The following is a 14,950-nucleotide window of genomic DNA, read 5'->3' on the forward strand; positions in this document are numbered from 1 at the left end:
AATTATTCAAATTAAACCCAAGTGTATTTTTGGTAAATTCGAATAAAATATATTACCTGATTTTTGACACATCAAAAGAGATCGTTTCATTAACTCTTCTTTTTTAGTACCTTCATATGTTAAACCTAAATATGCAGTCTGTATGTCTGTTAATCTTCCATTCTTCTCTTTTAATTGATCCAAAAGTTTTCTCGCTTCCATCTTCTTACCTTGTTTAATCCTTAAATATGCTAGTTCACCTGAATGAACAACATCTAAGCTACTAATTTCTTTATCATGATGAATCTTTAGAAATGATAATGTATGTTGCACCATTTTTCTTTTTCTCTCAATTCCATTAGTCTTACTATCCCCTATCACTTCTAAGGTCTTTTCCAAATAATATTTCGCCCTTTCATATTCATTCGCTGAAAAAATATACGATTCTCCTAACTTTAAATATGCATTTACTTTTGGAAAAGAAAAAAAGTTATCCCATTCAAGATCATCTAATAGTTCCTTACTAACATGCCTTGCTTCAATGACTTCACCACCCTGCAACGAAGTAACGGCAATGGCCTCTTTATATCGTAATTTATAACATTCTCGAATGTACCTATTACTTATTGTATTTATTTTCATTTCAAGAGATTTTAACCGCTCATTTAAAGAAGTAAAGTTACCCGATTGATATTGCGCTTGGCATAATAAAATTTCAATTAACACCTCCATCTCTGAAGTTTTTATTGATTTACTTTCCAAGCTTAATGCCTTATGATACTGTGTAGCATCAATTTCACCTATATATCGTCTATATATAATTCGATACACATTAGCGAATTCTCTATTTTCTGCTACCTTTGATTGTGATTCACTATTTATAATATTAATTAATAGATTAAACTTTCCTCTTAAAGCTAAATCCTCCATTGCCTCACGTAAGTTTTCTGATTTTGGTTTCGTTATATGTATATAATCTGTTAATAAATTTTCTTGAACCTGTATGCCTTTGTTTAATAGGATGATGGTCTTGGAAAGAAAGCCAAAACTCATGTCTGTGTTACCTTTAAAAATTTTTGTAACAGTACTAGGCTTAACTCCCCAATAATCTGCTAGTTTATTTTTCCTTATTCCAGCTGCACATAACTCTTTTTCAATTTGATTTAGAGCTTTCCACATGTTTTGTCCCCCTTATTGGAACAAGACACACTTCCCTATCTTGAAAACGCACCTCAATGATGAATTACATCTAAAAGTTGTGTTATACTAGCCGTATATGTTACGTATAGTCGTAACTGAAAGGCTCATGGCAAATGTTTTCCCTACTACAATTAGGGCAAACGGTGTAAAAGTGTTCCCAGCACAATTACACACGCTATGGGTCTTTTTCGTTCCATCAAATTATATTATTAAGAATATTCTATCACAAATAACCCAAACAGCTATTCTCTCATATTCTGAAAAAACTTGAGAAAGTTAAATATAGTTATAAACACCTAGTTTTTTACCCTTTCAAATAAATTATGCAATATTGCATTTGATAATCCTTTTCGTTGTAACCACACTAATTACATTTTTCTTTTAACTCAAACTTTATATGTAGAGGATTGCTTAGTTTTACATGTATATCCCATAATTTAAAAATAAGAAAAGCCACTCACCTAAGTGGCTTTTCTTATTCTTAATAAACAATATTAATTTAAATTCATCATTTTCTTCACGCTATTTTTAAAATGAACATAATTATGATTTTCTGCTAAACGGCCTTTTACTCCAATCTGCAGATACATTATTTAACAAGAAAAGTGTATTTGGAACTGGTGATGGAAACCTCGCAGCTTGAAAATTTGTAAGAAGCGGAGATGCAATAACGCCATCTATGGTACTACCGGCTTGGACTTGCACCATATCCCCTGCATTCAATTGTACAATGGTAGAAACTGTTACCGCATTTAAAAGCCCAGTATTTCCACCAAAAAAGCTATCATCTCCTGCTATTAAAGCACTGTTAACTGTTATAAATACTTCCGTCACATAATTTAGAGTATCATCAGTAGGACTAAAAATTATAGTAGTAATAATTAAATATACTCCATCTTGTTGCGGTATAAATGTTGATACACCATCATATTCACCATTTAAATCGAATTGTGTAGTTTCAAATGTTACTATAGACAGTGTATTAGCAGTAACGGACTGATCAGTAGATTTGAAAGCTCTGAATGCAGATTCAAATCCCGTTGGACCTGTTGGGCCTGTTATTCCGGTTACCCCCGTTGGACCTGTCGGGCCTGTTATTCCGGTTACTCCCGTTGGACCTGTTGAGCCTGTTATTCCAGTTGCTCCCGTTGGACCTGTTGGGCCTGTTATTCCAGTTGCTCCCGTTGGACCTGTTGGGCCTGTTATTCCAGTTNNGGGCCTGTTATTCCGGTTACCCCCGTTGGACCTGTTGAGCCTGTTATTCCAGTTGCTCCCGTTGGACCTGTTGGGCCTGTTATTCCAGTTGCTCCAGTTGCTCCTGTTGGACCTGTTATTCCAGTTGCTCCCGTTGGGCCTGTCGGACCTGTTGCTCCACTTGTTCCCGTTGGACCTGTTGAACCTGTTGCTCCACTTGCTCCCGTTGGACCTGTTGGACCTGTTGGACCTGTTGGACCTGTTGCTCCCGTTGGTAGAGTAAATGAGGAAATCGGTGGCAATGTCGGTCCTATTAAACTCGAATCCATTGAACTAGCAGATAGATTTTTAGAGTTTAATCCTTCCCATTTTTTTTTCCTCTCCATATATCTCACTCCAAATAAAAATCATTTCTCAATTAAGAAAATATTAATTGTACAAAATATGATATATATAAGATGTACTATTCCAAATAAAATATTCTAAATGAAAATATTTCCTTAAATATACAAAATTCTTTTATAAAATTAATTTTTGTAAAAAACAACAAATATATTAAATAATCAATTCTGTTCATATATGGTAAAATATATCCATCGCTGATATGTCCAAACATGTAATTTTCATAGCAGCAAAATTACAACTAGACTTATACAACATGATTCAAAACAAATGAAGGAGTGTTTTAAGTGAAAGGACATATTCGAAAAAGAGGAAATAAATACTGTATCGTTATTGATATCGGTCCTGATCCAGAGACAGGAAAAAGAAGACAGAAGTGGTTTTCTGGATATAAGACAAAAAAAGAAGCACAGGCTGATGTGGCAAAGAAGATTACCGAGTTGAATGAAGGAACTTTTATAGAACCATCTAAAGTTACGTTAAAAGATTATCTAAATCATTGGCTAGAAATTAAAAGTATGAGCATAGAAAAGAGTACCTTTGCTGGCTATAAGGCATTTATCAACCAACATGTTATACCTAGTATAGGAATGGTTGCGCTCCATAAATTAAATGTTATACACATTCAAAAATGTTATAAGACTGCGATAGATAAAGGGATTGCAAACAATTCTATTCTGCTTATGCATAGAATTTTAAAGAGCGCTTTAAACCTAGCCGTAAAACAAAATATTATTTCTCGAAATCCAACAGATTTTGCTGAGATACCTAAAAAAGAAAAAACCCCTATCCAGACTTGGACAGAGGAAGAAGTAAAAAAGTTTTTAGCTCATTCACAAGAATCACGATATCACATTGGGTATCTACTTGCAATAACTACAGGTATGCGTCTGGGAGAAGTTCTAGGGTTACGATGGCAGGATATTGATTTTGAAAAACATACTGTTACAATAAATCAAACATCCGGTCATGACAATAAAATCAAAAAAACTGCAAAAACAAATTCATCAAAACGTACAATTCCTGTACCAAATGAAACAATAGCAGCCTTAAAAAGGCATAAAATTTTAATCAATAAAGAGAAATTAAGGTTTGGTTCTGCTTATCTAGATCAAGATTTAATAAATTGTAATGAGTTTGGAAGAATAATAAAAAGAGCACATTTCAGAAAAAGTTTCATTAGGATGACACACAAAGTAGGTATAAAAGAAATTAAATTCCATGATTTAAGACATACACACGCCACTCTACTATTGAAACAAGGAGTTAACCCTAAAATCATCAGTGAGCGATTAGGTCATACAGATATTTCAATGACATTAAGTGTCTATTCTCATGTTTTACCGAATATGCAGGAAGAAGCTGTTAAAAACTTCGGTAAAAGTATCTTTGGATAACCTATGTTTGCAAAATGTTTGCATTTTATCAAAAAAAGCCAAACAAACGTTGTCATATCAAGGTTTGTTTGACCTAACATCTTATATTCTTGATAAAATCTCCGAATTCCTATTGAAATATTTAATAATGGAGCGTTCTCACCACCGCGGGTTATGCATTCGAATCGATATACATAGGAGAAAAAATCTTGTGTTTTTTCATCTTTTATCGGCCCAGACATCGCCTCACAAATATTTTGTGATCTAAGAGGGGAAAAATAGATTTCTTCTTCATTTGTATTTTCTAAATATATAGGACGCTCACAAAAAATATGTGAGATTAAAGCGGGCACCCACTTAGAATACGTTTCATTATCATGTAGTACTGGCAAATTAGAAATCAAATCGGATTGCCATTCATATTTTGGTGGTTCTACTAATCTATTTGGTTTCCAATCATGAATAATCTCATACCAACTTTGAAAAATATAATCGAGCTGCTCTTGTCTAATAGGTTCTTTCGATACAATCCATGGTGTATTTTCATTTAATACGTACGGGTTATGCTGAATAAACAATATATCCGAAAACATATCATACAATCTTTCATTCAAACGTTTCAACTTACTCGTTAATAAAAATGTCTTATAATGTATCTCTACGATGTCCAGCCATTCAATAGGAAAGTATATAAATGATACCTTTTCATTTAAAAGGGGGTTTACTATATTTTCAAATGTTAGCAGCCTTAATTTTTTCATAAAATGATTCCTTCCTTTCTTCAGTTGTCTTGATTATCAAAAAGCTAGAACAATAGTTACTTAATCTAATCCATTTAAACCAAGTATTTAAAAGAAACGTAAAAACTGTTTATCTACATAAACTATTATCAAACCGACTCTTTTAAAAATTCAAAGTAATTATCATGTATAACACCTCTATAATATTTGTATTTCAATACATTAGAATTATACATTACACATAATGCATTGTACTTATCATTTACAATAACTTTACAAAAAAACCAAAAAAGAACACCTTAATTCGGTGCCCTTTTTACAAATATCAACCTTTATGTAATTGAACATATAGATAACAGTAATCCCCCAAATGAAATTGCTCCTAGTAAACCTACTACAACTCCTGTTAAACAAATACAATCAGCAAGACAAATAGAAGACTGCGATAATGGAACGAATGACCTACTTGTACCCGAACCATATTGTTTTATCTTCTCATAATTCATATCTAACATTAAATGTAGACATGTTACACCCTCCTCAATAGTATGTAGAGATTCTTTTTCTAATCGCTCCAATAATTTACTATCAAAAGCAACTGCTAGAGGGTACTGCTTATCCGATTTCATATTTTGATAAGTTAGTTGCAAACGAGATAATATATTATTTTTCTTCTTTTCAGATGTTACTGTACATTTCATATTATTAAATTCATTTAATAACAGTGATAATTCATCTCTTTTTCCGTATAAATCTTTAGCTATTTTTCTCTTTAGTTTATACGAATGGAAAATAGATTTTAGTTCAACCATATTCATACACTTCCTAATTACATAGTATTTACCCTATTATTTTGTAGATAAACAGTACTTTTTAATCTTATTTAAAATACACTTAAGCAACTTATTTTACTATCGATTAACATTACATTAACCTTACACGGTTGTAATAAAATCATTAGCTAGAAGGAAGCAATGCCCAAACTAGACAGATATTTAATGATAAAACCATAAGAAAAAAACAATGATTAGATTTTAAATCTAGTCATTGCTTTATCCATCACATCTTGATTACATCTATATATCTTATTGTTACTTTTTCACTTGAATGATTGAATATATCCATTAATAATGGCTATATTCTTTGTCGGCACGTACATATAACTAATGTTTTTTAATTGCTAAAGTGAAACTTTAATCAGCTCTCACCAATCGGGCTTTTATGGGCAGTCCGCCACCTAACTTCTCTTTGCTCTCGCTGAATTTTTTTTGGGATGTTACTGCCCGCAACTAGCAAGATAGATGTTATCAATATTCATACGTTACAATAGTACCGGTAGTATCAGTAAAACCATCAAAACAGTTAGAGCAACCACCACAGCCGCCACAACCGCCACAGCCTCCGCAACCAAAACAACCGAAGCAACCAATACAACGGAAGCCACCACAACGGAAGCCGCCACAACGACCTCCACCACAACCGCCACAACGACCACAACCGCCACAGCGACGAGCAGCATCTTCAATATAGTAATATGGATATTGGTTTTGCTGGTCCCAATAGACAATATTTCCAGACCGGTAATCATTAAGGCTTAACGCTTGTAGTTCTTGTTGAAACTGATTCATTTTCATAACCTCCGTTTATAAAATACAACCTCATCGATACTTCCCTATATTCCTGTTCGTTACATCTAAGTAGAAATAGCGCTATAAACTAAGTTCAATACGTACACCAACAAAGTATGACTTATCACTAGATGATGCACCTTGTTCATATACCTATTTTTACTATGGGCTCATTTTTATAAAGTGAAACTTTAATCAGTGGGGTTTTGTTCATCCCCTACCTAACTTCTTTGCTTCCGCTGAATTTTGAGGTGGGGGGCTTACTGCCCGGCAAATAGCGGGATAAATAAAAATTAAAAAATATGAATTCTAGCGTCATATCTTCATACTTACTAAGTTCAATTAATTTCTCAATAATTATGATGCCATATCCTATATATTTCCGTCTGCTGCTTAGATTTTTCTGTACTGTAAATGGCTTTCGCTATAACACCTCCAAGTGACCGGTTTCTATGACGGATAAGAAATTCCAACAAAAAAAGCCCTAATTAGGGCTTTTCATTCTATTTCTCCAGTAAAACTCTCTATGAAATTCCTAATAGAAAAAAGACACACTTAGATTGATGCGTCTTTTTGTGATGCCTCTTTTGTGAAATCATATAAAGCAATTGCGCCTAAAAGAACAAGTATCCCTTGAGGAACATCTAGCAAAATGGTTTTCCAAATTTCTGGAATTATCCATTTAATATCTGCTGCTGTTTCAAGATATGTTTGGAAATAGCTGATTGTAAAATTAATTATCCCTAAAAATACAAATAACGATAAACCAAATCGAATTAATTTCTTATTTGTAAACATATAACACCTCTCAAAATTCATTGGATATTCCTGCTTTTGCTTCTTTATATTTCCATATCTCTATATCTGATTTTAACACATAAAGAGCTCAAAAAAAATACGATATGCATATTTGCATATCGTATTAACAACACTCCATGATAATTTAGAAATTCCTGCAAAGAAAAAACAACTCCGTTACAGCTAACAGCTCGGGTTTCTTTTCTTATTTAACTTCATACCACCAACATTTACGTTCTTTGATTGTAAAATAAATGTGACAGAAGTTTATCCAGTTAATGCGTAGACAAGTAAATGAGCTAAATTATCGATATTCTATTTCGCCATATCCGTAGCACTAATGACTTTACGCAAATTTGACAAGAAAAAATATATAGATAGGTATGATCCATACCTATCTATAACATTACTTCTATTCTTTATCCAATTACGTCTTTTACGTCTGTATCCACTGGCCACTTTTCTAATGTATAAGCCATTTCCCAAAATGAATATTCATATTGACTGCTAATAATAAAATGCTGTTTCATACGTTTGCGGTCTGCCTCTGTTACTTTTTCAGCGATAGTATCTAAACGTGTAATTTGCTCTTCAACTAGCGTACGGAACCAATCAGATCCATAAGCAGAAATCCATTCGTTATAAATTTGCTCTTCCGGCTGGCACTCTTTTAAGCGTTCGCCAATTTCATAATACAACCAATAGCAAGGTAAAATTGCTGCAATGATATCGCCTAAATGTCCTTCGTACGCAGCACGATACATATGTGAAGTATATGCGTATGCAGTTGGAGCAGGGATAAAATTATCTTTTTCTTCTTTCGTTATCCCTAATTTCTTCGCAAAATTCTCATGTAATGATAATTCCGCCTCATATGTATTTTGGGCATGGTGTGCCATACGAGCTGTCGTTTCTAATTCAAGAGCTTTTGCAGCTCCTAATGTTTGTACTCTAGCAAAATGACTCAAATAATATGAATCTTGAAGCACATAATAGCGAAAACTAGCTAAATCTAACGTTCCTTCACCAAGTTTTTTTACAAAAGGATGGTTAAAACTCGCTTCCCAAATTGAATCTACTTCTTTACGTAATGATTGTGAAAAAGTCATTTAAATCCCTCCAATAATGTATAAAATATAAGTATTTATCCACAATTATTAAAGCTGTAAAATAAAAAAACTTTCTTTACAGGCGTAAAGAAAGTGAAATCGACAGTATTTATTTACTCATTAAATAGCAACGTCTTTCCCACTTCCCTACGCTGGCATTAACCAGATCAGGTACTAAGAGTCTCAAAATCACATTTGATCTCAGCCTATAAGAGGCCCCCCTAGTGGATAAATATTTTATTTTTATAATGTATTCATCATAGCATACTTCGTGAAACTGTCAAAAAAATTCGTTATATAATTCCCTTAAAACCCTTCTTCTTTTCTAACTTTTAATGATGTTTCAATAATCATATCTAATAGTTTGCTATAACTAATCCCCGCTGCTTCTGCACTTTTTGGCAATAAACTTGATTGTGTCATCCCTGGTAATGTATTAATTTCCATTACATATGGAATTCCGTCCTTCACCATCATATCAACTCTTGCATAAACACTACATTTTAATGCTTTATAACAAGCAAGTGACGCTTTATTTACACGTTCCTTAATTTCTGCTGGAAGTTCGATAACTTCCTCAACTGTACTAGTATCATCATATTTTGCATTGTAGTCAAAGAACTCGGCTGCATGTCGAATTGAAACTATAGGTAACTGTTTTCCATTCAGAATTGAACATGTAATTTCATCACCTTTTATATACTTCTCAATTACTACTTCAGAATCCCATTCGAATACAGTTTCTAGCATTGAGATCAATTCATTTTTATTATAAACGATTTTCACTCCGACACTCGATCCGCCAGAGTTTGGTTTTACTACTAATGGAAATCCTAACTTATCTAACTCATCAAGATTTAGATCCTCCATTTTTGTAAGTTCAATCCAATCTGGTGTTTCTACACCTTCATAACGTAAAATCTTTTTCGAAATATTTTTATCCATACATATACTGCTAGATAACATATTACTTCCGCTATAAGGAATCCCTAAACTCTCCAGTGTTCCTTGAACTGTCCCATCTTCTCCGTATTTTCCGTGTAATGCGAGCAACGCAAAGTCAATGTCTTTCGCTTTTTCAATTAAATCCACTTTTTCATTTAATGTAATTGGAACTATTTCATACTTATTTTTATCTAAATGAGCAATCATTTCATTCCCCGTCATAATTGAAACTTGTTTTTCAGACGATACCCCGCCCATAATAACACCGATTTTCATTTTCTCAACTCCAAATTTCATTTTTTAATGTATCACCAATTATTTTAATTCCCCGAACTATTTCTTCTTCTTTCAAGCGCGAAAACCCTAATCGGAAAGTGTTCGCTCCTTCTCCATCAGAGTAAAAAACATCTCCAGGTGAAAACGTAACGCCTTTCTCATAACACTTTTGTAAAAGTGTGCGGGCATTCATATGCTCTTCTAGCTCTATAAATAAATGCAGTCCACCATCTCCAGTCATTCTTTTAAAAGGAATGTACTGGTTACATGCCCCGACAGCTAACTCATATTTTTTCTTATAAACAGATCTTGCCTTTTTTAAATATTTCTCAAAATATCCCTCATGTAAATATTGAAACAGAACAGCTTGATCTAACGTAGATGTGTGGATCGTTCTTGCTCTTTTTACGCTTTCTAAATAATGAATCAGCTCTTTATCTGCAATAATCCAGCCTACACGTAAACCAGGGAAAAGTACCTTTGAAAAGCTACTAATATAAATCACATTATTGCCAGCTCCAGCAAAAGTTAATAATGGAGCTAAATGTGAACCTGAATAACGTAATTCTTCATTAAATCCGTCCTCTATAATAGGAACCTTGTATTTTGAGAATAACCTCATCAATTCCGTTCTTTTCTCTGAACTCGTAACAATACCGGTTGGATTATGATAAGAAGGAATTAAATAAGCAAAATCAAAATCTTTTTCACGCAAACTTTTTTCAACTTCATTCGTATCAATACCATCCTCATGCATATCAATCCCATGAACTTCAAGTCCATGTAAACGGAAAAGCTTAAGTGCAGCGTGGTGAGTTGGATTCTCACAAATGACACGCCCGGATTTTTTTGATAAAGAAGAGAGTACAATATCCAATCCTTCTGTAAATCCATTTGTAATTAGAATATCTTTATTCGAAATGTCTACACCTTTCATTTCCATGTAATGAAGTAAATAATTCATTAACGGTCTATATCCCTTTGCATATCCGTAGTTCAATACGATGTCTCCTTCAATGGACATACGAGTAAGAAAAGCTCTTTTGAAATTTTCAACATCAAATAGCTTCTCATCCGGGGCTATACTATTAAAAACAATCATTCCCTTTTCCCAACGAACACCATGTTTCATTAAATCTAATTCATCCGCTAATGCGGTCACTGTATTAAGTTTCTTTTTCCAATCTATTTCAACAGACGAAGTGTTAGATATATCCACCTTCGCAACAAAGTTCCCTTTTCCTTTAACTGCATAAATGAGTCCTTCTTGCTCTAAATCTGCATAAGCAGCGAGTACAGTGTTTCTACTCACACTTAGTAATTCACTTAGTTCCCTTGTTGATGGGATTTTTTGATCCCCGAGCAAATGCCCTTTCATAATCATCTTCTTCAAATAATCTTTCAACTGAATATAAACGGGACGATCTTTAACAACTTTAAAATCCTTAAACAATTCCTTACCCCCTGCAATCATTTTTGCATATTTATTTCATTCTCAAAAGGTCCACGACATATGTATTTTTTATAAAGGGCGGTACGGTCTTACAAATCTTTTCGATATAAGTTAATTACATCTTTTAAAGCTGCAGCTGCAGCGCCTCGTGGATTAGAAGCCCCACCAATTGTAGTAACTTGTCCCATCGTATCTGTAAAGAACGTAATTCCTTTTTCGGTTCCATTTACTTTTGCTAACGGATGATTTTTTTCTATTTGGCACGGTTCAACATTTAAATTCACATTGCCTCCCTCATCCTTATATGTTGATGCTATTAATTTAATAATTTTATGTTGTTCCTTAGCATTTCGAATTTGCTGTTTTGTAACGTGCTCGATTCCTTTTATATGTATATCAGTAAGTGTTTTCTCTGTTTCCATTAAGCTGTTTGTCAAAAGTAACAATTTACACGCACTATCTGAACCACTTATATCTAATATAGGGTTCGTCTCAGCAATTCCTTTATTTTGTGCTTCTTTCAGTGCTTCTTCAAATGTCATATCTTCCTCATACATTTTCGTAAGAATATAATTAGTTGTTCCATTTAATATTCCTTCTATTTTTTCAATACTGCAACCGGCTAAACTAAATTGTCCGATATCTAGTGTCGGTAGTGCAGCGGCTGTTGCACCGCTATATCGAATTCGTATATTTGCGCCTTTTGCTGCTTCATTTATTTCTCTCCAGTTTGTAACGAGCGCACCTTTAGAAATTGCTACTATATCCATCTGTTTTTCAATCGCTTGTTTCATATATTGTTTCCCTGGATTTCCATCTTTAAGATTTGTAACTGTTGATTCTACCAATACAGTACCACTTATGCTAGTTGTTGCACGTTCCTTCGGATGATACTCTAAATATTTTTCAATTGCAGCGGTACCGCCACCATACATCAATAAATGATGAAGTGATAAGCCGTCTTCATTATGTATTGCAATATTTCTCCCTAATACGCCACTTACAACTAATTGAATCCCATATGTTTCATATATATATGAATATTTTTCATTTAATAATTTTATAAACTCTCTGCCTACTGTTCCGTATCCTGATAATACAACTTGAATTTTCATAATATCCCCCCCATATTTTTCTACCAAATCCCTCCTTCAATATAATATAAAGCGCTCTCGAATTCCATCGAGAGCGCTTTATTATTACCTATTTCGGTAAACGTGATAGCTTTTCAGCAATTGTTCTATAAAACTCTTGAATGCTAGAAAAACCTAATGAGTCTGAAACACTTAATCCTACCATATCGAGATGATCCCAATTCGCTTTCGTTTCGATATGATTCCATTTTCCAATCTGTAATGACCCATTATTATTTACAGCAACATTAGAAGATGGTGCAATCATAGAATTCGTATTTACTACACCATCATTTTGCCACCAAGAAGTATCAACTAACGGACGGTTTTCTTCATATCTCGCATAAGAACCTAAGAAAAATGCATTCCCCATCAACACTTTATTCATCGTTATATGAGGCAAATGTAAACCTGTTATAGGTGCTGCTTGTGATGCATGTCCACTATAGGATAAATAATACACATCTGGTTGCGTCTTTACCCAATTATTTAACTCCTTTGCACCATCTGTACTTAAGTCCCATTGACTTATATCTTTTGTATTTTTCCAAAGTGAACTATTTAGAATACGATTACTATATTGGAAAAAGGACTCTCCAGCATTCTTCTTTATACCCCATTGATCCAATTTAAAATCATATAATGATAAATTATTGTTTCCTCCAAAGCTTGCAGCTGTAATGAGTAAATCTTTAACGAACGGCAGTAGAAGACTACCATCCGCAAGTGTTGTACCGTTGTGAGGGGTTGCTAATGTTGTAACACTATGAACGTATGATTTTCCGCCTTCAAATAGTGGTGATATTTTGGTGTCTGGGTGATTTTTCACATAATTCTTTTCTTCAAAACTACCTTCTTTTAATAGCTGTACTAATGTTCTAATCGTTTGTCCACCCATGCTATGTCCAACTAAATGAACTTTATTTGTTTCACTCCAATTCGGCGCAAAACCACTATAAGTTCTGCCAAAACGATTATGTCCATGTTTCTCAGCATGGACTGCACCATAGTCTACTGTCCCACCGCTAATTTGTGCATACAATTCACATGCACGATCCCAGTTACTAGAAACAGGTCCAACAGCTGCGGTATGTACCGTATAACCATTTCGTTTCAAATCTTCCTGTATATCATGAACACCACCCCAATATTTTACGCCAAGCATTTCTTCTCTACCCCATCCAGCAAATCCATTCACCAATATGATAGGATAATTATTTTGTTGCCTCTCTTCAGCGTATGATATTTTCGCTGCGAATGAACATACGGTCACTAATGCAAAAAAACATATTTTTAAAAATAACTTCCCCATACTTTCTCCCCCTAATAAAACGTTTACATTTTTCTTTCCAAAAAAATAACAGAATAATTTAATAACTTAAACATAATGTAAAGTATTTTATATACGTTGTATATATAGAAAACATATACAAATGTTGATAAATATTAATTCAAGTAAATATTTACTTTTTACAATACAACTTGTAAATCTATTTATTTAGATTTATAATTAGATATAGTTTCCTCATGTTAAAAAGATTTAAAAACCATAAGAAAACTAATCTCATTGCTTGAAAAGGAGGAAAAATCATGCAAATCGGATCAAATATTCATACATTGTCTCAACCTACTAAAATAACTCCATCTAATCTTGAGCATAATACTATCTCTTCTACTAAACTTGAAAGTAAGAAAATAAATGATCCTATCAAGTTTGATATTCGTTTATCTGAAAAAGAAATGAAACAGCCTGAGCATAAATTTAATGAATTAGATTTATGGAAGATGTTAAAGGATAAAGGTGTTCCCTTATGGATCATCCTTGAAATGCTACAAAAGGCTCGTAAAGAAAAAGAAGCCCAAAATAATTCAGTTCAAAATTCAAATGGGATTGAGGAAACAAACGAGACTCGATTAAATGAAGTAATGTAAAGCATAATAATTGATTTGTCTATAAACTAAAAAGAGTTCGAAGCTGATGAAATTTTTATCAACTCCGAACTCTTTTTTAAGGTTTTTCGCCAATCGTTACAAATTGAAAATATACTTCTCCTTCCAAACCTTTAATTAGCTTTTTTACTTTGACATTTTCATTAACCATTGTATTATCTGTCGACATTTTAGGTCTTTCATCACCTAAAGATTTCTTTAATTGAAGAAGGTGCATTTTCGTTTCATTTGCTTTTATTTCCTTATATACGCTATTTTTTGCTACAATCACATACGATTGCGTTGGATATTTACGAGTGTTTCCTATCCAAGTGTCACTATCGTATGTAACAGGAATCTCATTTCCTTCTATTTTAATACTTTTCATATTCTTTTCGTCTTCATTTGTAAACAATAGTGATCCTTCTTTTGGGAATTTTGGTAACGTATCTAAAATATAATTGGAGCCATTACCTCGTTTATGAAAAATTTTTTCTTTAATCAGTGCTAGTGCTGTAGATTCATTTAAAATTAATACATGTCCATTTCCAACTTCACCTTTTTTCACAGAAAACACTTCATTTTCTTTCGTAATTTCCTTATAACGATTAATAATTGGTGAAATATTATTTTCATCTCCAATAATTAATACACCGTTTGCAGGAAATGATTTATCCTTTTTAGAGCATGAACTAAAGCTTATTAAAAGTATTATAGTTAACATAAAAATAGTTAAAGTTCTTTTCATCACGGTTCCTTTCATAATTCATATCATTTTTTACATGCTT

13 protein-coding genes, 3 pseudogenes and 1 riboswitch are annotated in these 14,950 nt (G+C 33.2%); of the genes and pseudogenes, 2 read left to right on the forward strand and 14 right to left on the reverse strand.

Going from position 1 to position 14,950, the window contains the following annotated elements:
• Nucleotides 1-6: 6 nt before the first annotated feature.
• The 3 genes and pseudogenes from HMAS_RS11580 to HMAS_RS28240 form a co-directional block, all read right to left on the reverse strand.
• Nucleotides 7-1,158, reverse strand: coding sequence for an AimR family lysis-lysogeny pheromone receptor (locus HMAS_RS11580; RefSeq protein WP_116344836.1), 1,152 nt, complete (start codon nt 1,156-1,158; stop codon nt 7-9).
• Nucleotides 1,159-1,722: 564 nt separating this feature from the next.
• Complete coding sequence (locus HMAS_RS28235; RefSeq protein ID WP_281994056.1) at nt 1,723-2,013, reverse strand: hypothetical protein; 291 nt, start codon at nt 2,011-2,013, stop codon at nt 1,723-1,725.
• A 299-nt stretch (nt 2,014-2,312) separates the two neighbouring features.
• A pseudogene (locus HMAS_RS28240) lies at nt 2,313-2,759 on the reverse strand (exosporium leader peptide-containing protein); the annotation flags it as partial.
• A 303-nt stretch (nt 2,760-3,062) separates the two neighbouring features.
• On the opposite strand from HMAS_RS28240, the gene HMAS_RS11590 reads away from it, so the two are divergent.
• Nucleotides 3,063-4,172 (forward strand): tyrosine-type recombinase/integrase, encoded by a 1,110-nt coding sequence (locus tag HMAS_RS11590; protein ID WP_116344837.1) that lies wholly within the window; start codon nt 3,063-3,065, stop codon nt 4,170-4,172.
• A 41-nt stretch (nt 4,173-4,213) separates the two neighbouring features.
• Here HMAS_RS11590 and HMAS_RS11595 read toward each other — a convergent pair.
• The 10 genes and pseudogenes from HMAS_RS11595 to HMAS_RS11640 all read right to left on the reverse strand — a co-directional run.
• Nucleotides 4,214-4,912 (reverse strand): annotated as a pseudogene (locus HMAS_RS11595) (pPIWI_RE module domain-containing protein); the annotation flags it as partial.
• A 311-nt stretch (nt 4,913-5,223) separates the two neighbouring features.
• On the reverse strand, nt 5,224-5,709 hold the full coding sequence (locus tag HMAS_RS11600) for a hypothetical protein (RefSeq protein WP_025709564.1): 486 nt from the start codon (nt 5,707-5,709) through the stop codon (nt 5,224-5,226).
• A 209-nt stretch (nt 5,710-5,918) separates the two neighbouring features.
• Nucleotides 5,919-6,053, reverse strand: a pseudogene (locus HMAS_RS27925) (site-specific integrase); the annotation flags it as partial.
• Between the two features lie 145 nt (nt 6,054-6,198).
• Nucleotides 6,199-6,519, reverse strand: coding sequence for a heterocycloanthracin/sonorensin family bacteriocin (locus tag HMAS_RS11605; RefSeq protein WP_001071364.1), 321 nt, complete (start codon nt 6,517-6,519; stop codon nt 6,199-6,201).
• A gap of 555 nt (nt 6,520-7,074) precedes the next feature.
• Entirely contained in the window at nt 7,075-7,338 is a 264-nt protein-coding gene (locus tag HMAS_RS11610) for a DUF3937 family protein (protein ID WP_016122577.1), read from the reverse strand.
• Between the two features lie 398 nt (nt 7,339-7,736).
• Entirely contained in the window at nt 7,737-8,426 is a 690-nt protein-coding gene (gene tenA, locus HMAS_RS11620) for a thiaminase II (RefSeq protein WP_000144513.1), read from the reverse strand.
• Nucleotides 8,427-8,553: 127 nt separating this feature from the next.
• Nucleotides 8,554-8,659, reverse strand: a riboswitch (TPP riboswitch).
• 73 nt (nt 8,660-8,732) lie between these two features.
• Nucleotides 8,733-9,647, reverse strand: coding sequence for a D-alanine--D-alanine ligase (locus HMAS_RS11625; RefSeq protein WP_016122576.1), 915 nt, complete (start codon nt 9,645-9,647; stop codon nt 8,733-8,735).
• A 4-nt stretch (nt 9,648-9,651) separates the two neighbouring features.
• Nucleotides 9,652-11,100: a PLP-dependent aminotransferase family protein gene (locus tag HMAS_RS11630; RefSeq protein ID WP_006921590.1), complete on the reverse strand. Its 1,449-nt coding sequence runs from the start codon at nt 11,098-11,100 to the stop codon at nt 9,652-9,654.
• Nucleotides 11,101-11,189: 89 nt separating this feature from the next.
• Nucleotides 11,190-12,215 (reverse strand): homoserine dehydrogenase, encoded by a 1,026-nt coding sequence (locus HMAS_RS11635; protein WP_006921589.1) that lies wholly within the window; start codon nt 12,213-12,215, stop codon nt 11,190-11,192.
• Nucleotides 12,216-12,303: 88 nt separating this feature from the next.
• Nucleotides 12,304-13,545 (reverse strand): esterase/lipase family protein, encoded by a 1,242-nt coding sequence (locus HMAS_RS11640; protein WP_000517069.1) that lies wholly within the window; start codon nt 13,543-13,545, stop codon nt 12,304-12,306.
• A gap of 278 nt (nt 13,546-13,823) precedes the next feature.
• Here HMAS_RS11640 and HMAS_RS11645 point away from each other — a divergent pair, with 278 nt between their 5' ends.
• A complete protein-coding gene (locus HMAS_RS11645; protein ID WP_001165493.1) occupies nt 13,824-14,165 on the forward strand; it encodes a DUF3914 domain-containing protein in 342 nt (113 codons plus the stop codon).
• A gap of 76 nt (nt 14,166-14,241) precedes the next feature.
• Here the strand turns inward: HMAS_RS11645 and HMAS_RS11650 are convergent, their stop codons facing one another.
• A complete protein-coding gene (locus HMAS_RS11650) occupies nt 14,242-14,910 on the reverse strand; it encodes a lipoprotein BA_5634 family protein (RefSeq protein WP_116344838.1) in 669 nt (222 codons plus the stop codon).
• Nucleotides 14,911-14,950 lie beyond the last annotated feature (40 nt).

Source organism: Bacillus sp. HMA207, assembly GCF_003402455.1.
In the GTDB taxonomy this organism is placed as follows: domain Bacteria; phylum Bacillota; class Bacilli; order Bacillales; family Bacillaceae_G; genus Bacillus_A; species Bacillus_A cereus.

What these genes read in the sequence shown, in the direction of transcription:
- HMAS_RS11580 (WP_116344836.1), bottom strand. Translation starts at nt 1,158, where the DNA reads ATGTGGAAAGCTCTAAATCAAATTGAAAAAGAGTTATGTGCAGCTGGA.
- HMAS_RS11600 (WP_025709564.1), bottom strand. Translation starts at nt 5,709, where the DNA reads ATGAATATGGTTGAACTAAAATCTATTTTCCATTCGTATAAACTAAAG.
- HMAS_RS11605 (WP_001071364.1), bottom strand. Translation starts at nt 6,519, where the DNA reads ATGAATCAGTTTCAACAAGAACTACAAGCGTTAAGCCTTAATGATTAC.
- HMAS_RS11610 (WP_016122577.1), bottom strand. Translation starts at nt 7,338, where the DNA reads ATGAATTTTGAGAGGTGTTATATGTTTACAAATAAGAAATTAATTCGA.
- tenA (WP_000144513.1), bottom strand. Translation starts at nt 8,426, where the DNA reads ATGACTTTTTCACAATCATTACGTAAAGAAGTAGATTCAATTTGGGAA.
- HMAS_RS11625 (WP_016122576.1), bottom strand. Translation starts at nt 9,647, where the DNA reads ATGAAAATCGGTGTTATTATGGGCGGGGTATCGTCTGAAAAACAAGTT.
- HMAS_RS11635 (WP_006921589.1), bottom strand. Translation starts at nt 12,215, where the DNA reads ATGAAAATTCAAGTTGTATTATCAGGATACGGAACAGTAGGCAGAGAG.
- HMAS_RS11640 (WP_000517069.1), bottom strand. Translation starts at nt 13,545, where the DNA reads ATGGGGAAGTTATTTTTAAAAATATGTTTTTTTGCATTAGTGACCGTA.
- HMAS_RS11645 (WP_001165493.1), top strand. Translation starts at nt 13,824, where the DNA reads ATGCAAATCGGATCAAATATTCATACATTGTCTCAACCTACTAAAATA.
- HMAS_RS11650 (WP_116344838.1), bottom strand. Translation starts at nt 14,910, where the DNA reads ATGAAAAGAACTTTAACTATTTTTATGTTAACTATAATACTTTTAATA.